This window comes from Streptomyces sp. NPDC050842, from assembly GCF_044456565.1.
GTDB lineage: Bacteria > Actinomycetota > Actinomycetes > Streptomycetales > Streptomycetaceae > Streptomyces.
Map to the genome: position 1 here is coordinate 346,011 of NZ_JBITGA010000007.1, position 18,052 is coordinate 364,062.

The 18,052-nt window shown below is 71.7% G+C and carries 18 protein-coding genes and 1 riboswitch; of the genes, 10 read left to right on the forward strand and 8 right to left on the reverse strand.

Annotated features, from left to right (window positions below):
- The first annotated feature begins 24 nt into the window (after positions 1 to 24).
- Positions 25 to 1,497 (forward strand): phytoene desaturase family protein, encoded by a 1,473-nt coding sequence (locus tag ACIBG6_RS25255; RefSeq protein WP_399224835.1) that lies wholly within the window; start codon positions 25 to 27, stop codon positions 1,495 to 1,497.
- Between the two features lie 19 nt (positions 1,498 to 1,516).
- Here ACIBG6_RS25255 and ACIBG6_RS25260 read toward each other — a convergent pair whose 3' ends face one another.
- From ACIBG6_RS25260 to ACIBG6_RS25280, 5 genes are all read right to left on the reverse strand, one after another.
- Positions 1,517 to 2,404 carry a hypothetical protein gene (locus ACIBG6_RS25260; RefSeq protein ID WP_399224837.1) on the reverse strand — a complete coding sequence of 296 codons (888 nt, stop codon included), beginning with the start codon at positions 2,402 to 2,404 and terminating at the stop codon, positions 1,517 to 1,519.
- Between the two features lie 54 nt (positions 2,405 to 2,458).
- Complete coding sequence (metF, locus tag ACIBG6_RS25265) at positions 2,459 to 3,376, reverse strand: methylenetetrahydrofolate reductase [NAD(P)H] (RefSeq protein ID WP_399224838.1); 918 nt, start codon at positions 3,374 to 3,376, stop codon at positions 2,459 to 2,461.
- A 181-nt stretch (positions 3,377 to 3,557) separates the two neighbouring features.
- Positions 3,558 to 4,211, reverse strand: coding sequence for a thiamine phosphate synthase (gene thiE / locus ACIBG6_RS25270; RefSeq protein ID WP_399224839.1), 654 nt, complete (start codon positions 4,209 to 4,211; stop codon positions 3,558 to 3,560).
- 102 nt (positions 4,212 to 4,313) lie between these two features.
- Positions 4,314 to 4,679: an Rv2175c family DNA-binding protein gene (locus tag ACIBG6_RS25275; protein ID WP_267043143.1), complete on the reverse strand. Its 366-nt coding sequence runs from the start codon at positions 4,677 to 4,679 to the stop codon at positions 4,314 to 4,316.
- Between the two features lie 43 nt (positions 4,680 to 4,722).
- On the reverse strand, positions 4,723 to 5,886 hold the full coding sequence (locus tag ACIBG6_RS25280; RefSeq protein ID WP_399225034.1) for an NAD(P)/FAD-dependent oxidoreductase: 1,164 nt from the start codon (positions 5,884 to 5,886) through the stop codon (positions 4,723 to 4,725).
- Positions 5,887 to 6,031: 145 nt separating this feature from the next.
- A riboswitch (TPP riboswitch) is annotated at positions 6,032 to 6,144 on the forward strand.
- Between ACIBG6_RS25280 and thiO the strand changes: the two genes are divergently transcribed.
- The 6 genes from thiO to ACIBG6_RS25310 all read left to right on the forward strand — a co-directional run bounded on the left by thiO (position 6,142) and on the right by ACIBG6_RS25310 (position 11,788).
- The gene (gene thiO / locus ACIBG6_RS25285; RefSeq protein WP_399224840.1) at positions 6,142 to 7,296 is read left to right on the forward strand and encodes a glycine oxidase ThiO; all 1,155 of its coding nucleotides are present in this window, start codon (positions 6,142 to 6,144) and stop codon (positions 7,294 to 7,296) included. It overlaps the preceding riboswitch by 3 nt.
- Positions 7,293 to 7,505, forward strand: coding sequence for a sulfur carrier protein ThiS (thiS, locus tag ACIBG6_RS25290; protein WP_399224841.1), 213 nt, complete (start codon positions 7,293 to 7,295; stop codon positions 7,503 to 7,505). The genes thiO and thiS overlap by 4 nt, the downstream gene beginning before the upstream one ends.
- Before the next feature lie 5 nt (positions 7,506 to 7,510).
- The gene (locus ACIBG6_RS25295) at positions 7,511 to 8,305 is read left to right on the forward strand and encodes a thiazole synthase (RefSeq protein ID WP_399224842.1); all 795 of its coding nucleotides are present in this window, start codon (positions 7,511 to 7,513) and stop codon (positions 8,303 to 8,305) included.
- Between the two features lie 88 nt (positions 8,306 to 8,393).
- Positions 8,394 to 10,307 (forward strand): Stk1 family PASTA domain-containing Ser/Thr kinase, encoded by a 1,914-nt coding sequence (pknB, locus tag ACIBG6_RS25300; protein WP_399224843.1) that lies wholly within the window; start codon positions 8,394 to 8,396, stop codon positions 10,305 to 10,307.
- Between the two features lie 6 nt (positions 10,308 to 10,313).
- Positions 10,314 to 11,165 carry a deoxyribonuclease IV gene (locus ACIBG6_RS25305; RefSeq protein ID WP_399224844.1) on the forward strand — a complete coding sequence of 284 codons (852 nt, stop codon included), beginning with the start codon at positions 10,314 to 10,316 and terminating at the stop codon, positions 11,163 to 11,165.
- Between the two features lie 68 nt (positions 11,166 to 11,233).
- A complete protein-coding gene (locus ACIBG6_RS25310; RefSeq protein WP_399224845.1) occupies positions 11,234 to 11,788 on the forward strand; it encodes a DUF4396 domain-containing protein in 555 nt (184 codons plus the stop codon).
- Positions 11,789 to 11,827: 39 nt separating this feature from the next.
- Here the strand turns inward: ACIBG6_RS25310 and ACIBG6_RS25315 are convergent, their stop codons facing one another.
- Positions 11,828 to 12,478, reverse strand: coding sequence for a sulfite oxidase-like oxidoreductase (locus ACIBG6_RS25315; RefSeq protein ID WP_399224846.1), 651 nt, complete (start codon positions 12,476 to 12,478; stop codon positions 11,828 to 11,830).
- A 184-nt stretch (positions 12,479 to 12,662) separates the two neighbouring features.
- Between ACIBG6_RS25315 and bfr the strand changes: the two genes are divergently transcribed.
- The gene (gene bfr, locus ACIBG6_RS25320) at positions 12,663 to 13,139 is read left to right on the forward strand and encodes a bacterioferritin (protein WP_024755581.1); all 477 of its coding nucleotides are present in this window, start codon (positions 12,663 to 12,665) and stop codon (positions 13,137 to 13,139) included.
- A 16-nt stretch (positions 13,140 to 13,155) separates the two neighbouring features.
- Here the strand turns inward: bfr and ACIBG6_RS25325 are convergent, their stop codons facing one another.
- Together ACIBG6_RS25325 and ACIBG6_RS25330 are read right to left on the reverse strand one after the other, a co-directional pair.
- A complete protein-coding gene (locus ACIBG6_RS25325) occupies positions 13,156 to 13,404 on the reverse strand; it encodes a bacterioferritin-associated ferredoxin (protein WP_399224847.1) in 249 nt (82 codons plus the stop codon).
- 134 nt (positions 13,405 to 13,538) lie between these two features.
- Positions 13,539 to 14,885: a class II 3-deoxy-7-phosphoheptulonate synthase gene (locus ACIBG6_RS25330; protein ID WP_399225035.1), complete on the reverse strand. Its 1,347-nt coding sequence runs from the start codon at positions 14,883 to 14,885 to the stop codon at positions 13,539 to 13,541.
- 160 nt (positions 14,886 to 15,045) lie between these two features.
- Between ACIBG6_RS25330 and ACIBG6_RS25335 the strand changes: the two genes are divergently transcribed.
- Positions 15,046 to 17,868 (forward strand): N-acetylmuramoyl-L-alanine amidase, encoded by a 2,823-nt coding sequence (locus ACIBG6_RS25335; RefSeq protein ID WP_399224848.1) that lies wholly within the window; start codon positions 15,046 to 15,048, stop codon positions 17,866 to 17,868.
- Positions 17,869 to 17,969: 101 nt separating this feature from the next.
- Positions 17,970 to 18,026 (forward strand): trp operon leader peptide, encoded by a 57-nt coding sequence (locus ACIBG6_RS25340; protein ID WP_071892416.1) that lies wholly within the window; start codon positions 17,970 to 17,972, stop codon positions 18,024 to 18,026.
- Positions 18,027 to 18,052 lie beyond the last annotated feature (26 nt).

Genomic DNA, 18,052 nt, shown 5'->3' on the forward strand with positions numbered 1-18,052 from the left:
GACCTGCCGGATAGGGTCGCTGACATGGCACGGATTGTGGTGATCGGCGCGGGACTCGGCGCCATGGCGACGGCGGCCCGACTGGCCGTGGCGGGCCACCGGGTGACGGTGTACGAGCGGACGGCGACGTACGGCGGGGCGGTCGGCCGCTTCGCCCGCGAGGGCTTCGCCTTCGACACCGGCCCGGGGCTGCTGCATCTGCCCGCCGTCTACCGGGACCTGTTCGTGAAGACGGGCAAGGAGCCCCTGGAGGAGTGTGTCGCGCTGACCCAGGTCGATCCGGCGAGCCGTCATGTCTTCGCCGACGGCACGCGCGTCGACCTGCCGAACGCCTCCCGCGCAGGCACGGTCGCCGCCCTCGACGCGGCGCTCGGCGCGGGCGCGGGCGAGCGCTGGGGCGCGTTCCTGGTGCGGGCCCGCGAGGCCTGGGACCGCACCCGGCGCCCGCTCCTGGAGGAGCCGCAGCCGGCGGACCCGGCGCCGCTGGCCCGGGAACCGTACCCGGCGCTCAAGGCCGGCCTGCTGCGCCGCCCGACGACGACGCTCGCCCAGGTCGGGGCGCGGGAGCTGGGCGACCCCCGGCTCGCCGCCCTGCTCGACGCGTACGCGTGGTCGTACGGCTTCGACCCGGCGACCGCCCCGGCCGCGGCCGCCGTCCTGCCGTACATGGAGCAGACGTTCGGCAGTTGGTACGTGGGCGGGGGCCTGCGGGCGCTCGCCGACGCGGTGTACGAGCGGTGCCGGAAGCGGCGGGTGGAGTTCGTCTTCGAGACGGCGGTCGAGGACGTCCTGGAGAAGGACGGCCGGGCGGTCGGCGTCCGGCTCCCCGGGGGCGAGACGGTCGAGGCGGACCACGTGGTCTCCGGTGCGCCGGTGCCCGCGCTGTACGACGAGCATGTCGTCGAGTGGGGCCACGGCGACGACCGGCCGCACCACCAGCTCAACCGGACCAGCCGGGTGACGGTCTGTCTGGCCCTGCGCGGGCCCCGGGAGGCGGCGGCGGTCCACCGCACGGTCGTGCACGCGGCCGGCGAGCGGCCGGCCGTGACGGTGCTGCGGCCGGACGACCCGGCGCTGCGGCCCGACGCGGAGCACGAGTCGGTGACGGTCACGGCGACGGTCCGTACGTCTCCGGGCCGGGAGCCCCGGGACGGGGAGACACAGGACGGGGAGACACGGGACTGGGCGGCCTTCGCCGACCGGATGGTCGAGGCGGCCGGGGAGGCGGTGCCGGGGCTGCGGGAGCGGCTGCTGTGGCGGCACGTCCGCACGCCGGAGGACGTACGGCGGGACACCGGGTCCGCGGAGGTGCCGGGGCCCGCGCTCGGGGGCGCGCGCGGGCTGCTGCTCCCGGCCGCCAACCGCTCGCCGCTGCCGGGGCTCTGGTTCGCGGGCGGCTGGTCCCACCCGGGCGGCGGGCTCGCCCACGCGGGCATGTCGGGTGCGCTGGTGGCGGGCCTGATCGTGGAGGGCGCGGAGTTCCGCGGCTCACGGTGACAGGCCCGCCGGCGCCCGCTCAGTAGCGGTACTGCTGCTGCTCGTCCGGGTGCTGCTCGTAGCCGTACGGGGCCTGCGGCTGCGGCGCCTGCTGCGGGGGCTGTTCGGTGTCGCGCTGCTGCGGGACCCAGACGCCGCCGGGCGGGGTGTCGTAGGTGTACGACGGCGCGTAGGGGTCTCCGTAGTACGAGGTGTACTGCTGGCCGTCCGTGCCCGGGCCGATGTACGGGTCGGAGTAGGCGGCGTACTGCTGCTGCGGGGCGGGCGCGCCGTAGTCGTAGGCCGGCTGCTGCTGCTCGTACGCCGGGGCGTACGGGTCGTAGGCGGGCTGCTGCGGCTGCTCGTAGCCCGTGCCGTATCCCGCGCCCTGACCGGAGTCCTGGTGACCGGTGCCGTGGTGACCGCCGTCGTGGCCGCCGTCCTGGTGGCCGGTGCCCTGGTGGCCGATGCCGTAGATCCCGTACTGGCCGGTGTCGTCCGGCAGCGGCTGGGGCTCGTAGACCGCGGTGGTCTCGGCGGCGGTGGCGGCGTCGTAGCGCTCGCCGTCGGCCGGGGCGTAGGCGTCGACGGCGTCGTACGAGACCTCGGTGACTTCGAGTGTGGGCCCTGCCTGGGCCTGGGCACCCGCCTTGCGGCGGCGGCTGGCGCCCGGGTTCCCGCCGATCGCCCAGCCGGTGGAGAAGCCGCGGCGGAAGGAGAGCGTCACATAGGTCTGGCCCACGGCGAAGGCGACCGCGCCGGCGATGATGACCACGACCGAGGGCAGCAGCACGCCGAGGACGACGCCGAGGAAGCCGGTGAAGGCGAGCAATCGCCATCGCAGCCGCGCTTTGTACTGAAGGAGCACCTCCCCCAGCAGCCACAACGCGACCACGCCGAATGCGATGTAGAGGACCGTCCACCCCATGCCCCGCCGCCCCTCTCCACGGTCACCGCCGCGGGTCGGGGCGGGTACGACCGGTCACGACCGCTGGTGCAGTCCGAGATTCTCGTAGATCTCGAGCGTCGCGGTGGAGCTGTTCAGCGTGATGAAGTGCAGTCCGGGGACACCCTCGGAGAGCAGACGCGCGCAGAACTCCGTCGCGAACTCGATGCCAATGGAGCGTACAGCGGCCGGATCGTCCTTGACCGCGAGGATGCGGTCTTTCACATCCGCCGGGAAGGCGGCGTTGCTCAGCTGGGGCAGCCGGTCGAGGGTCTTCACGTTCACAACGGGCATGACCTCGGGGATGATCGGGGTCTCGCAGCCGGCCTTCGCCACACTGTCCCGCAGCCGCAGATAGTTCTCCGGGTCGAAGAACATCTGGGTGATCGCATAGTCGGCGCCCGCGCGGCACTTGTCCACGAAGTGCCGGATGTCCGTGTCCCAGTCGGTGGAGCGGGGGTGCATCTCGGGGAAGGCCGCGACGCCGACGCAGAAGTCTCCCGACTCCTTGATGAGCCGGACGAGGTCGGCGGCGTACCGGACGCCCTCCGGGTGCTCGATCCACTCCCCCAGCGGGTCGCCGGCCGGGTCGCCGCGCAGCGCGAGCATGTTGCGGATGCCTGCGTCGGCGTACTGGCCGAGGACGTTGCGCAGTTCGGCCACCGAGTGGTCGACGGCGGTGAGGTGCGCGACGGGGGTGAGCGTGGTGTCGGAGGCGATCTTCTGGGTGGCCTTGACCGTGCCGCCCCGGGTGGTGCCGCCGGCGCCGTAGGTCACGGAGACGAAGCTGGGGCCGACTGCCTCGACCCGGCGCATCGCGTTCCAGAGACCCTGCTCGCCCTTCGCGGTCCGCGGCGCGTAGAACTCGAAGGAGTACGACGTGCCGCCGGAGGCGAGGATCTCGCGGACCGTGCGTGCGCGGTCCGAGCGGACGGAAGCGGTACCTAGGGCCATACCGGCAGGTTAGACGGGGGACGAGGACCCGCGTAGACAGCGTCCGCGTTGTGGACAATTTTTCGGACAAACTTGCGGGACGCCGCTAGGGGCACCCCGGAGAACCCACCCAGGACCCCCGCCACGGACCGCTGGGGACCCCGCCACGGACCCGCTACGGAACCCCCGCCCCGGACTCCGCTCAGGCCCCGGCGCGCTCGCGGACGCGCTTGGCGAGGGCGGCGGTCGCGGCCGCCGGGTCCTCGGCCTCGGTGATCGCGCGGACGACGACGATCCGGCGGGCGCCCGCGTCCAGGACCTCGTCGAGGTTGGTCTCGTCGATGCCGCCGATGGCGAACCAGGGGCGGTTCTGAGCCAGACCGGCCGCGTACCGCACGAGGTCGAGCCCCGGGGCGTACCGCCCGGGCTTGGTGGGGGTGGGCCAGCAGGGCCCGGTGCAGAAGTAGTCCACGCCCGGTTCGACGGCGGCCGCGGCCGCCTCGGAGTCGGCGTGGCAGGAACGGCCGATCAGGATCTCGTCGCCGAGGATCGCGCGGGCCGCGGGCACGGGCAGGTCGCCCTGGCCGAGGTGGAGCACGTCGGAGCCGATGGCGTGGGCGACGTCGGCCCGGTCGTTCACCGCGAGGAGCTTGCCGTGGCGGCGGGCGGCCTCGGCGAAGACGGCGAGGTGCTCCAGCTCCTCACCGGCCTCCATGCCCTTGTCGCGGAGCTGCACGATGTCCACGCCGGAGGAGAGCACGGCGTCGAGGAAGGCGGGCAGGTCGCCCTGGCGCTTCCGGGCGTCGGTGCACAGGTAGAGCCGGGCGTCGGCGAGCCGCTCACGAGGCGTGGGCATGGGTGGGTTCCCCCCGTCGGTGTCGCCGGTGCCGCGGCGGCCGGCCCGTGCGGGGCCGGCCACCGCGTCACCCGCTGGTGGTGTCTTCGGTGCGTGCGAGTGTCAGAGGGCGAGCGCCTGGGCGCGGCGCTTCACCTCCGTGCCGCGATTCTCGTTGAGCGCCTGCGCGGGCGTGCCCGGCAGGCTCTCGTCCGGAGTGAAGAGCCACTCCAGCATCTCTTCGTCGGTGAAGCCGTCGTCCCGCAGGACGGTCAGGAGCCCGACGAGCCCCTTGACGATCGCGTCGCCCTGGATGAAGGCGGCGGGGATCTGCAGGGCGTTGTTCTCTCCACGGCGCACGGCGATGAGCTGACCTTCCTTGATCAGCTGCCGCACGCGCGTCACCTCGACATCGAGCATCTCCGCGATGTCGGGCACGTAGAGCCAGGCGGGGACGAGCGCATCGATCTTTACGTCAATCTCGGTCACAGGACAAGCCTGCCATCCCGGACCGACAGTCGGTACCCGGGCCCTACCTGACTGCCGCCTTCAGGGGGACGGACGGGTCGGCGGCGCGTTCCGGATCGACGGGGGTGGCCGCCTCGATGAGCTTGCGGCCCTGGGCCAGGTCGCGGGGGCGGCCGACGGCGAGGAGGGCCACCGGGACCCCGGCGCGCAGCCAGAGCACCGACCAGGTGTCGTCCGCCGGGTCGCCGCGCCAGAGGAGCTCGTCGGCGTCCGCGTGGTGCCCGGCGTACTGGACGAACCGGCCGAACTGCTCGGACCAGAAGTACGGCACCGGGTCGTACGGGCCGGTGTCGGCGCCGGTGATCGTCGCGGCGACCGTGCGCGGGCCCTGGAGCGCGTTGTCCCAGTGGTGCACGAGGAGGCGCCGGCCGTAGCGGGCGGAGGGGTAGGAGGCGCAGTCGCCGACGGCGTACACGTCGGGCAGGGAGGTGCGCAGCCGCTCGTCGGCCGTGACGGCGCCGCTCGCGTCGAGGGCGATGCCGGAGCCGGCGAGCCAGCCGGTGGCGGGGCGGGCGCCGATGCCGACGACGACGGCGTCGGCGGGCAGCTCGCGGCCGTCGGCGAGGACGACCCGGCCGGGTTCGACCGTGTCCACGCGCGCGTGGGTGAGGAGTTCGGCGCCGTTCGCCCCGTACCAGTCGGCCATGGGGGCGGCGACCTCGGCGGGCAGGGCGCCGGCGAGGGGGCGGTCGGCCGCCTCGACGACGGTGACGGCGCAGCCGGCCTCGCGCGCGGCGGTGGCGAACTCTGCGCCGATCCAGCCCGCGCCGACGACCACGACGGCGTGGCGGCGCTCCAGGACGGGGCCGAGGCGTACGGCGTCGTCGAGGGTGCGCAGCAGGTGGACCCCGGGGACGCCCTCGGCTCCGGGCAGGGTGACGGGGTGGGCGCCGGTGGCGACGACGAGGACGTCGTACGGGACGGGCCCGGCCTCGGTGTCGAGCTCGTGGTCGGCGGCGCGCAGCCCGGTGACGTCGAGGCCGAGGCGGAGTTCGATGTCGAGCGCCTCGAAGTCGACGTCGAAGGCGGAGTCCTCGGCCTTGCCGAGGAGGATCGCCTTGGAGAGCGGGGGCCGGTCGTAGGGCTGGTGGGGCTCGGCCCCGATGAGGATCACGGGGCCGGTGAAGCCCTGTTCGCGCAGGGCGACGGCGGTCTGCACACCCGCCATCCCGGCTCCGACGATCACGACCTGCTGCTGGGCCTTCTTCTGCTCGCTCACCCGACCACCTTACGCATCTGACGGTCCGTCAGGAAGGCAGGGGTTCGGGGAGGGGCCTGGGACCGCACCGGGGCTGCGGCTAGTCTGGCGGGCGTAAAGCACTCGCGGGAGCCCGGACGCACCGGGCTGAGAGGGAGGCTGGGCGGCCTCCGACCGTACGAACCTGATCCGGGTCATGCCGGCGAAGGGAGGGGCTGGACGCCCATGCGTTCTTCCGATGTCCTCGTGGTCGGGGGCGGCATCATCGGCCTGGTCACGGCCTGGCGGGCCGCGCGGCGCGGGCTGCGCACCGCCGTGGTCGACCCGGATCCGGGCGGCGGCGCCGCGCGGGTCGCGGCCGGCATGCTCGCCGCCGTCACCGAACTCCACTACGGCGAGGAGACCCTGCTCGGGCTCAACCTCGCCTCCGCCGCGCGCTATCCCGCGTTCGTCGCCGACCTGGAGGAATCCACCGGCCACGACGTGGGCTACCGCGCCTGCGGAACGCTCGCCGTCGCCCTCGACGCCGACGACCGGGCCCATCTGCGCGAACTCCACGCCCTCCAGACCCGCTGCGGCCTCACCTCGGAGTGGCTGAGCGGGCGCGACTGCCGCCGTCTCGAACCGATGCTCGCCCCCGGGGTGCGCGGCGGGCTGCGCGTGGACGGCGACCACCAGGTCGACCCGCGCCGGCTGGCCGCCGCGCTCCTCGTCGCCTGCGAGCGGGCCGGGGTGGTCTTCCACCGCGCCCTCGCGGAGCGCCTGACGGTCGTCCGCGACCGGGCCCGCGGGGTCCTCCTCGCCGACGGCGAGGAGCTGACCGCCGGCCAGGTCGTCCTGGCCGCGGGCAGCCTGAGCGGGCGGCTCGCGGGCGTGCCGGACGAGGTGCTGCCGCCGGTCCGCCCCGTGAAGGGCCAGGTCCTGCGGCTGCGCGTGCCCGCCCCGTACGCCCCCTTCCTCTCCCGTACCGTCCGGGCCGTCGTCCGCGGCAGCCACGTCTACCTCGTGCCGCGCGCGAACGGCGAGCTCGTCGTCGGTGCCACCAGCGAGGAGCTCGGCTGGGACACCACGGTGACCGCGGGCGGGATGTACGAGCTGCTGCGCGACGCCCACGAGCTCGTCCCCGGCATCACCGAGCTGCCGCTCACCGAGACGCTGGCCGGACTGCGCCCCGCGTCCCCGGACAACGCGCCGCTGCTCGGCCCCAGCGCCCTGCCCGGCCTGCACCTGGCCACCGGCCACTACCGCAACGGGGTGCTGCTCACCCCCGTCACCGGCGACGTCATGGCGGAGGTGCTCACCACGGGCGTCCTCCCCGCCGAGGCCCGCGCCTTCACCCCCCGCCGCTTCTCCCCTGTACGTCTGGAGCAACCCGCATGAACGTGCCCGTGAACGTGTCCGTGAACGGAGAACCCCGAGAGCTCACCGGCCCCGTCTCCCTCGACGCCCTCGTCGCGACCCTGAGCACGGCCCCCTCCGGGGTGGCGGCGGCCGTGAACGAGGCCGTCGTCCCGCGCAGCGCGTGGGCGGCCACGCTGCTCGGCGAGGGCGACCGCGTGGAGGTCCTGACCGCGGTGCAGGGAGGCTGAGCGCGATGTCCGACGACGTGTTCGTCCTCGGCGGTACGGAGTTCTCCTCGCGCCTGATCATGGGCACCGGCGGCGCGCCGAGCCTCGACGTCCTGGAGCGCTCGCTGGTCGCCAGCGGCACCGAGCTGACCACCGTCGCGATGCGGCGCCTCGACCCGACGGTCCAGGGCTCGGTCCTCTCCGTCCTGGAGCGGCTCGGCATCCGCGTCCTGCCCAACACGGCGGGCTGCTTCACGGCGGGCGAGGCGGTCCTGACCGCCCGGCTCGCCCGGGAGGCGCTCGGCACCGACTGGATCAAGCTGGAGGTCGTCGCCGACGAGCGGACGCTGCTGCCGGACGGGGAGGAGCTCCTCGTGGCGGCCGAGGTGCTGGTCGACGACGGCTTCACCGTCCTCCCCTACACGAACGACGACCCGGTCCTCGCGCGGAAGCTGGAGGACGTGGGGTGCGCGGCGATCATGCCGCTCGGCTCCCCCATCGGCTCGGGACTCGGCATCCGCAACCCGCACAACTTCCAGCTGATCGCGGAGCGGGCGGGGGTGCCGGTGATCCTGGACGCAGGGGCGGGCACCGCCTCGGACGCGGCGCTCGCGATGGAGCTGGGGTGCGCGGCGGTGATGCTGGCCTCGGCGGTGACGCGGGCGCAGGAGCCGGTCCTGATGGCCTCGGCGATGCGGCACGCGGTGGAGGCGGGCCGACTCGCGCACCGGGCGGGCCGCATCCCCCGCCGCCACTTCGCGGAGGCCTCGTCCCCCGTGGAGGGCCGCCCCCACCTGGACCCGGAACGCCCGGCGTTCTAGAGAGCGAGCTGCGGCGCTCGTCACAGCTGCGCTGCAGTACAGGGGCAGCCGCACGGGGGCCGTGTCCACGGCTCGTAGACTCGACGCCGTGGACACGACCCTTCAGGACCCCCTCGTCGGGCGGCTGCTCGACGGCCGCTACCGCGTCGACGCGCGCATCGCCGTCGGCGGGATGGCCACGGTCTACCGGGCCGTCGACACCCGCCTCGACCGCGTCCTCGCGCTCAAGGTGATGCACCCCGCCCTCGCGACGGACGCCGCCTTCGTCGAGCGTTTCATCCGCGAGGCGAAGTCCGTCGCCCGGCTCGCCCACCCGAACGTCGTCGGCGTCTTCGACCAGGGCGCCGAGGGCGCGTACGTCTATCTGGCGATGGAGTACGTCGCCGGCTGCACCCTCCGCGACGTCCTGCGCGAGCGGGGCGCCCTCGCGCCCCGCGCCGCCCTCGACATCCTGGAGCCCGTCCTCGCCGCGCTGGGCGCCGCGCACCGGGCCGGGTTCGTCCACCGGGACATGAAGCCGGAGAACGTCCTGATAGGGGACGACGGCCGGGTCAAGGTGGCCGACTTCGGTCTCGTACGGGCCGTGGGCTCGGCGACCGCCACCACCGGCTCGGTCCTCGGCACGGTCTCGTACCTCGCGCCGGAGCAGATCGAGCACGGCACGGCCGACACCCGCGCCGACGTGTACGCGTGCGGTGTCGTGCTGTACGAGATGCTGACCGGCGGCAAGCCCCACGCCGGCGACACCCCCGCCCAGGTCCTCTACCAGCACCTCCACACGGACGTGCCCGCTCCCTCGGTCACCGTCCCCGGCCTCGCCTTCGAGCTGGACGAGCTGGTCTCGGCCGCCACCGCCCGCAACGCCGAGCTCCGCCCGCACGACGCCGTCGCGCTGCTCGCCCTGCTCCGGGAGGCCCGCGCCGCCCTCGACGACGCGCAGCTGGACGCCGAGCCGCCGCAGGCGCGCTCCGAGGCCCGGGACACCGCCGAGGACCGGACGAGCGTGATCGCCCGCGTCGCACCGGCCGGGGACGACATCCGGCAGGTGCAGCACACGAACCGGCTCCCGGCCCCTGAGCCCCCGGCCGGCACCGGCCGCAGGCGCACGCCCCGAGCCCCCCGCGGCCCGCTGATGATCGTCCTCGGCGTCCTGCTCGCGCTCGGTCTCGGCTCCGGTGTCTGGTACATCAATTCCGGCCAGTTCACCCGCGTCCCGGCCGTCCTCGGCCAGCCCGAGGCCACCGCGGCCCAGCGACTCAAGGACGCCGGCCTGGACGTCGGCACGACGAAACGTGCCTTCAGCGAGGTGTACGAGCGCGGCACGGTCATGGCCGTCGACCCCGCTCCCGGCGAGCGCGTCCGGGGCAACGCCACGGTCGTCCTCACGCTCTCCCGCGGCCCCGAGATCGTGAAGGTGCCCAACCTCAGGAACAAGCCGCTCCCGGAGGCCAAGCGCCTGCTCAAGAAGGAGGGGCTGGCCCCCGGGGTGATCACCCAGGAGTTCAGCGACTCCGTCGCCCAGGGCTCCGTGATCGGCTCCGACCCCGAGCCCGGCACCGAACGCCGCCCCGACTCGGCCGTCGCCCTGGTGGTCAGCAAGGGCTCCCCGATCGACGTGCCCGACGTCACCGCCGAGACCGTCGCCGACGCCACGGCCACGCTCCAGGAGGCCGGCCTCACCGTGCGGGTCGCGCCGGAGCGGATCCACTCCCCGGCGGACGCCGGCACGGTCGCCGCCCAGTCCCTCGCCGAGGGCAGCCGGGCCGCCGAGGGCGACACCATCACCCTCACCGTCTCCAAGGGACCGAAGCTGGTCGAGGTCCCGGACGTCACGGGCGAGTCCACCGACGACGCCCGTACGACGCTCGAGGATGCGGGCTTCGAGGTCGAGGTCAAGAAGTCCTTCCCCTTCCTCGGCGACAAGGTCGCGAGCCAGTCGGTGGAGGGCGGCTCCACCGCCCCCGAGGGCTCCACCGTCACCATCACGATCAAGGGACTCTAGAGACTCATGCGCAACCCCGTCGGCGGCCACGTCCCCGTGGCCGGTGGCCTCGCCACGACCGGCCTCGCCTACGCCCGCGTGCTCGGCGCCGAGACCGTCCAGGTCTTCGTCGCCAACCCGCGCGGCTGGGCCACCCCGGTCGGCAATCCCGCCCAGGACGAGCGGTTCCGGGCGGAGTGCGAGGCCGAGTCGATCTCGGCATGGGTCCACGCCCCGTACCTGATCAACTTCGGCTCCCACACCGAGGCCACCGTGGAGAAGTCGGTCGAGTCGCTGCGGCACTCGCTGCGCCGGGGCCGCGAGATCGGCGCGAAGGGCGTCGTGGTGCACACCGGCTCGGCGACCCAGGGCCGCCCGCGCGAGGTGGCCCTCGCGCAGGTACGGGAGCGGATGCTGCCGCTCCTCGACGAGCTGACGCACGCGGACGATCCGTACCTGCTCCTGGAGTCGACGGCCGGCCAGGGCTTCTCGCTCTGCTCGCGCGCGGAGGACTTCGGCCCGTACTTCGACGCCCTCGACCACCACCCGAGGCTCGGCATCTGCCTCGACACCTGCCACATCTTCGCGGCGGGCCACGACCTCGCGGAGCCGGGCGGCGCGGTACGGACGCTCGACGAGCTGGTGGCGACCGTCGGCGAGGGCCGGCTGAAGCTGATCCACGCCAACGACTCGAAGGAGGGCGTGGGCGCCCACAAGGACCGCCACGCCAACATCGGCGCCGGTCACATCGGCCAGGACGCCTTCCGCGCGCTCCTGCGCCACCCGGCGACGGACGGGGTACCACTGATCATCGAGACCCCGGGCGGCACGCAGGGACACGTGGCCGACGTGGAGCTCCTGAAGAAGCTACGCAGTTGAGGAATACCCCAGGGGGGTATACGGTTCTTGCAACGGCAGGAACCGCTACCCAACTCTGGGGGGCACCCATGCAGCACGACGCGCACGCTCATCACGACCACAGTGCCCACGAGGACCACAGCGGGCACGAGCACCAGGGGCACCAAGGCCACCAGGAACACCAGGGCCATCACCAGCTTCACGGCAAGGTCTCCTGGTCCATGGCCGCCAAGGCCACGCTGCACTGCCTCACCGGCTGCGCCATCGGCGAGGTGCTCGGCATGGTCATCGGCACGGCGCTCGGCTGGGGCAACGTCCAGACGATGATCCTCGCGATCGTCCTGGCCTTCTTCTTCGGCTACGCGCTGACCCTGCGCTCCATCCTCGCCGCGGGCGTCGACTTCAAAACGGCCTTCAAGGTCGCGCTCGCCGCCGACACCCTCTCGATCGCCGTCATGGAGATCATCGACAACGGCATCATCGCCCTCTGGCCGGGCGCCATGGACGCGCACCTCGACGAGCCGTTCTTCTGGATCGTGCTCGCCATCGCACTCGCCGCCGCGTTCGTGATCACCACGCCGGTGAACAAGTGGATGATCGGCCGCGGCAAGGGCCACGCGGTGGTCCACCAGTACCACCACTGACCGAACGGAATCAGCCACACCCGCCGACGGTCCGGAGCGCTACAGCTCCGGGCCGTCGCCCGGTTCCTCCTGGTACGAGTACCGCTGCTCCGTCCACGGGTCACCGAGGTTGTGGTAGCCGCGCTCCTCCCAGAAGCCCCGGCGGTCGGCGGCCATGTACTCCACACCCCGGACCCACTTGGGCCCCTTCCAGGCGTACAGATGGGGGACGACGAGCCGCAGCGGGAAGCCGTGCTCGGCGGTGAGCAGCTCGCCGCCCTTGTGGGTGGCGAAGATCGTGCGGTCGGCGGCGAAGTCGGAGAGCCGCATGTTGGCGCTGTAGCCGTACTCGGCCCAGACCATCACATGCGTGACCTGCGGCGCGGGCGGAGCCAGGTCGAGGATGGTCCGGGCGGGCACCCCACCCCATTCGGCCCCGAGCATGCTGAATTTCGTCACGCAGTGCAGATCGGCCATGACCGTGGAGAACGGCAGGGCCGAGAACTCCTCGTGGTTCCAGCACCGCTTGTCGCCGTCCGCCGTCGCGCCGAAGACGCGGAACTCCCAGCGCTCCGGCTTGAACTTGGGGACGGGCCCGTAGTGGGTGACCGGCCAGCCGCGCTGCAGCCGCTGACCCGGCGGGAGCTCCGGCGAACGATCCGGCTCCCCCGCTTCCCCTTCCCGGCGTTCTCCGCTCTCCGGCTGACCCATGTCATCCATGGTGACAGACGGCGAGGGGTGGTCATGACCAGCCAACCTCGCACCCGTCCAGGATTCGGGCAACTCCCACTAAGCCTGCACTTACTGGACGCCCCCCATTCGGGGTGCGAGGATGCGGCCATCCTGCCCAGTGACGGCACAGACACGCAACGTGGAAGTGGAAGGAGCCTCTGCGATGCAGGGCGACCCCGAGGTCCTCGAGTTTCTCAACGAGCAGCTGACCGGCGAGCTGACGGCCATCAACCAGTACTGGCTGCACTACCGCATCCAGGACAACAAGGGGTGGACGAAGCTCGCCAAGTACACCCGCGAAGAGTCCATCGATGAGATGAAGCACGCGGACAAGATCACCGAGCGCATCCTGATGCTCGACGGTCTGCCGAACTACCAGCGGCTCTTCCATGTCCGGGTCGGCCAGACGATCACCGAGATGTTCCAGGCGGACCGCCAGGTGGAGGTGGAGGCGATCGACCGCCTCAAGCGCGGGATCGAGGTCATGCGCGCCAAGGGGGACATCACGTCCGCCAACCTCTTCGAGGAGATCCTCGCCGACGAGGAGCACCACATCGACTACCTGGACACGCAGCTGGAGCTGATCGAGTCCCTGGGCGAGGCCCTCTACATCTCGACCCTGATCGAGCAGCCGAGCTAGGACAGGCCGTACGGCTCTAGGCGGCTTCGCGGAGCTCCGTGGCGGTCTCGGCCGTCAGGGCCGGCATGCCCTGGTCGACGAGGTCGCGGCGGGGGCAGTTGCCGCGCCCGAGGATGGCCTGGATGCGGCGGACGCAGGATCCGCAGTCCGTTCCGGCCTTGCAGGCGGAGGCGATCTGGCGCGGCGTGCAGGCGCCCGCGTCCGCGTGCTGCTTGACCTGCTTCTCCGTGACACCGAAGCATGAGCAGACGTACACGCGGTTCACCTCCCACCGAGATCAATAAGGCTAACCTAACCTTACCCGGCGGGCCTGAGCCTCAAAAGCCCTGGATACGACGATGGGGCGCGGATCACATGGATCCGCGCCCCATCGTCGTAGGTACCTACCGACTGATCACGTCACTGGTCGCGGTACATCTCCGCGACGAGGAACGCCAGGTCGAGCGACTGGCTGCGGTTGAGACGCGGGTCGCAGGCCGTCTCGTAGCGCTGGTGCAGGTCGTCGACGAAGATCTCGTCGCCGCCGCCCACGCACTCGGTGACGTCGTCACCGGTGAGCTCGACGTGGATGCCGCCCGGGTGGGTGCCGAGGGCCTTGTGGACCTCGAAGAAGCCCTTGACCTCGTCGAGCACGTCGTCGAAACGGCGCGTCTTGTGGCCGGAGGCGGCCTCGAAGGTGTTGCCGTGCATCGGGTCGGTGACCCAGGCGACGACCGCGCCCGAGGCGGTGACCTTCTCGACGAGCTCGGGGAGCTTGTCGCGGACCTTGTCGGCGCCCATGCGGACGATGAAGGTCAGCCGGCCCGCCTCGCGCTCCGGGTCGAGCCGGTCGATGTACGTCAGTGCCTCGTCCACCGAGGTGGTCGGGCCCAGCTTGATGCCGATCGGGTTCGCGATCCGCGAGGCGAACTCGATGTGGGCGTGGTCGAGCTGGCGGGTGCGCTCACCGATCCAGACCATGTGGCCGGAGGTGTCGTACAGCCTGCCGGTGCGCGAGTCCGTCCGGGTCAGGGCGCCCTCGTAGTCGAGCAGCAGCGCCTCGTGGGAGGCGTAGAACTCGACGGCCTTGAACTCGGCCGGGTCGGTGCCACAGGCCTTCATGAAGTTCAGCGCGTTGTCGATCTCCCGCGCCAGCTGCTCGTAGCGCTGGCCCGAGGGGGACGACTTCACGAAGTCCTGGTTCCAGGCGTGCACCTGGCGCAGGTCGGCGTAGCCGCCGGTCGTGAAGGCGCGCACCAGGTTGAGCGTGGAGGCGGAGGCGTTGTACATCCGCTTCAGGCGCTCGGGGTCCGGGACGCGGGACTTCTCGTTGAAGTCGAAGCCGTTGACCGAGTCGCCCCGGTACGTCGGCAGGGTCACGCCGTCACGGGTCTCGGTGCCCTTGGAGCGGGGCTTCGAGTACTGGCCGGCGATACGGCCGACCTTCACCACGGGCACGGAGGCCGCGTAGGTGAGGACGGCGCTCATCTGGAGCAGCGTCTTGAGCTTGGCCCTGATGTGGTCGGCGGACACGGCGTCGAAAGCCTCGGCGCAGTCGCCGCCCTGGAGCAGGAACGCCTCGCCACGGGCGACGGCTCCCATCCGGGCGCGCAGCTGGTCACACTCGCCGGCGAAGACGAGCGGAGGATACGACTCGAGGTCCGCGATCACATCGCGCAGAGCCTCGGCATCGGGGTACTCGGGCTGCTGCGCCGCGGGCAGGTCTCGCCAGGTCGCCTTGGCGACGGCGTGGGTATCAGCGTTCACGGTCACGCGCACAACATTACGGGGTCCTTCGCCCGATCTCGGCCCCCTGCCCAGTGGCTGAGACGCGTGCCCGAAATGTCCGTCGACGATCTTCATGCCTTCGGGTGGTGTTACCCTCTGGCCCGTTTCACATGTTGACAGTCGAATCACAGGGGTGGGCGTGACCCAGGGGCACCGCAGGGACCGCAAGAAGAAACGACTCATGTACGGAGCGGCGGCAGCGGTCGTCGCCACCGCCACGATCGGCACCATCGCGGTCGCCTCGCCGAGCCTTCTCGGCGCGACGGGCGACGCCAAGACGCCTGCTGGAGACGTTTCCCTCCAGTCGCAGTTCGCAAACGCCGCGCGCGAGTTCGATGTGCCGCAGAGCGTGCTGATGGCGGTGTCGTACCGCCAGACGCGCTGGGAGTCGCACGACGGGCAGCCGAGCACGACCGGCGCGTACAACGTGATGGGTCTGACGAAGGTCGACCCGGAGGACATCGCGGACGACGCGGGCGAGGACCTCCTCCACCACCTCGTGAACGGCACCGGCGACCCGTCGATCGACAAGAAGATCGACAAGAAGAAGTCGCTGGAGCCCGTTCCCCAGGCGACGGTCGACACCGACGACCCGAAGCTGCACACCCTGGACAAGGCCGCGGAGCTGATCGACGGCTCGACCGACGCCGTCCAGAACGACACGGCCGCTTCCATCCGAGCCGGTGCGGCGCTTCTCGCCGACTACCAGAAGCAGGCCGGCGCCGAGCTGTCCGACGACCCGGGTGCCTGGTACCCGGCCGTGGCCCGCTACAGCCAGTCGGAGGACCGCAAGGGCGCCGATCAGTTCGCGAAGCGCGTCTTCGAGTCGATCAAGACGGGCGAGGTCGAGATCACCTCGGACGGCGAGCAGATCGTCCTCCCGGCCGACCCGACGGTCGAGCCGGTGAAGCCGGCGAACGTCCCGCTGGCCGCGACGTCCACCGCCACGACGGCGACCACGCCCGAGTGCCCGACCGGTCTGGCCTGCTCCTTCGACCCGGCCGCCTACGTGCAGGACAAGGGCAACTACAACATCGCGAGCCGCGTTCCGAACGGCACCGGTGGCTTCGACATCCGCCAGATCGTCATCCATGACGTCGAGGGCACCCACGACGGCGCCGTGAGCGTCTTCAAGAACCCCGAGAAGTGGGCCAGCGCCCACTACATCGTGCGTGCCGACGGTCGTGTGACGCAGATGGTCGAGACCAAGAACGAGGCATTCCACGCGGGCAACAAGACCGTGAACATGCACTCGGTCGGCGTCGAGCACGAGGGCTACGCCATCAAGGGCGACGCCGGCTGGTACACCGAGCCGGAGTACGAGTCCTCCGCTGCTCTCGTGAAGTACCTTGCCGCGAAGTTCTCCATCCCGCTGGACCGCGAGCACATCATCGGCCACGACGAAGTGCCGAGTGTGCTGGACGGCAAGATCCAGGACCACTGGGACGCGGGCCCGTTCTGGGACTGGAACCACTTCATGTCCCTGGTCGGCGCCCCCACCGGCGCCGGTGGCGCGGGCGGCCTCCTCCAGGCCGGCCAGCTCGTCAAGATCGTCCCGCCGTTCACCTCGGCGAACCAGCAGCAGATGAAGTACACCGAGAAGGTCGGCGACCAGTACGTCACGAAGACCACCGTCGCGCTGCCGGTCAACTTCGGCTACCTCTACTCGGAGCCCGTGGCCGACCAGACCAAGGCGCTGACCGACCCGTACTTCTCGGCGGGCTGGCAGTACGGTTCCAACTGGGCGAACAAGGTGACGGCCGGCAGCAGCCACGTCGTCGCCGAGTCGCGGACCAACTGGACCGCCATCTGGTACGGCGGCAAGAAGGCCTGGTTCCACAACCCCGGCGGCCAGTACACGTCCCCCGTGGGTGTGAAGACGGCGATCACCGCCAAGGACGGCGCCACGTCGATCCCGGTCTACGGTCGGGCCTACCCCGAGGACGCCGCGTACACCGGAACCGGTGTCCCGATCCAGAGCAGCAACAACGCGTCGCTGACGAAGTACAGCCTCCCGGCCGGCCAGCTCTACACCAAGGCCGGTGACGCCGTGGTGGGCGACTACTACTCCAGCGCGTTCAACGTCGACGGCACCCGGGTCGCGGGCAAGACCAACGTCTTCATCCCGATCCGCTACAACCACCGCCTGGCGTGGGTGAAGGCCGCCGACGTCAAGGAGGTCGCGACCAAGGCCCCGGTCAGCGCCACCAACCGCTACAACGTCCTCGCCCGTGACGCCGCCGGTGTGCTCTGGCAGTACCAGGGCACCGGCAAGGGCGCGTTCCTGAACCGGTACCGGGTCGGCCCCGGCTGGGACGCGTACAACATGATCACCCCGATGACCGCGTTCCGTGCCGACGGCACCGGTGACGCCGTCGCCCGGGACAAGGACGGCGTGCTCTGGTACTACCGGGGCAGCGGCAACCCCTCCGCGCCGTTCGCGAGCCGCCTTCGGGTCGGCGCCGGCTGGAACGTCTACGACAAGCTCCTCGGCGCTCGCGACATGAACGCCGACGGCCGGCCGGACCTGATCGCCCGCGACAAGACCGGCGTGCTGTGGCTGTACACGAACACGGGCGCCACCCCGAACCCCTTCGCGACCCGCGTCCGGGTCGGCGGCGGCTGGAACATCTACAACGAGCTGATCAGCACCGGTGACATGACCGGGGACGGCAAGCCCGACCTGATCGCCCGCGACAAGACCGGCGTGCTGTGGCTGTACAAGAACACGGGCGGCTCGCCGAACCCGTTCGCCACCCGTGGCCAGGTCGGCGGCGGCTGGAACACCTACAACGTCATGGTCGGCCCGAGCGACCTCGACCTCGACGGCAAGCCTGACCTGATCGCCCGGGACGCCGCCGGCGACCTGTGGTTCTACAAGAACACGAACGGCTACCCCAACCCGTACGCCACGCGCGTCCGCGTCGGTGGCGGCTGGGGCATCTACAACCTGATCGTCTGATCGGGTCCGCACGGCCCCGGGGCCCGTTCCGCACCGTCCGCGGTGTGGAACGGGCCCCGTTTCCGTGGCCCGTCGTCTTCCCGCTGGGTTACAGTGCTCGCATGTTCGCGCCGCAGATCCAGAACTGGTGGTGGACCGCTCATCCGGCGGCCCACTGATCGCGCGTACACCGACTGACACGCGA

Excerpts from the sequence above, each read along its gene's own strand:
- ACIBG6_RS25280 (WP_399225034.1), bottom strand. The coding sequence starts at position 5,886 with ATGGCGGGTGTGCAGACCGCCGTCGCCCTGCGCGAACAGGGCTTCACC.
- ACIBG6_RS25315 (WP_399224846.1), bottom strand. The coding sequence starts at position 12,478 with ATGGGTCAGCCGGAGAGCGGAGAACGCCGGGAAGGGGAAGCGGGGGAG.
- ACIBG6_RS25310 (WP_399224845.1), top strand. The coding sequence starts at position 11,234 with ATGCAGCACGACGCGCACGCTCATCACGACCACAGTGCCCACGAGGAC.
- metF (WP_399224838.1), bottom strand. The coding sequence starts at position 3,376 with ATGGCCCTAGGTACCGCTTCCGTCCGCTCGGACCGCGCACGCACGGTC.
- ACIBG6_RS25305 (WP_399224844.1), top strand. The coding sequence starts at position 10,314 with ATGCGCAACCCCGTCGGCGGCCACGTCCCCGTGGCCGGTGGCCTCGCC.
- thiE (WP_399224839.1), bottom strand. The coding sequence starts at position 4,211 with ATGCCCACGCCTCGTGAGCGGCTCGCCGACGCCCGGCTCTACCTGTGC.
- thiS (WP_399224841.1), top strand. The coding sequence starts at position 7,293 with ATGAACGTGCCCGTGAACGTGTCCGTGAACGGAGAACCCCGAGAGCTC.
- ACIBG6_RS25260 (WP_399224837.1), bottom strand. The coding sequence starts at position 2,404 with ATGGGGTGGACGGTCCTCTACATCGCATTCGGCGTGGTCGCGTTGTGG.
- ACIBG6_RS25295 (WP_399224842.1), top strand. The coding sequence starts at position 7,511 with ATGTCCGACGACGTGTTCGTCCTCGGCGGTACGGAGTTCTCCTCGCGC.
- thiO (WP_399224840.1), top strand. The coding sequence starts at position 6,142 with ATGCGTTCTTCCGATGTCCTCGTGGTCGGGGGCGGCATCATCGGCCTG.
- bfr (WP_024755581.1), top strand. The coding sequence starts at position 12,663 with ATGCAGGGCGACCCCGAGGTCCTCGAGTTTCTCAACGAGCAGCTGACC.
- ACIBG6_RS25255 (WP_399224835.1), top strand. The coding sequence starts at position 25 with ATGGCACGGATTGTGGTGATCGGCGCGGGACTCGGCGCCATGGCGACG.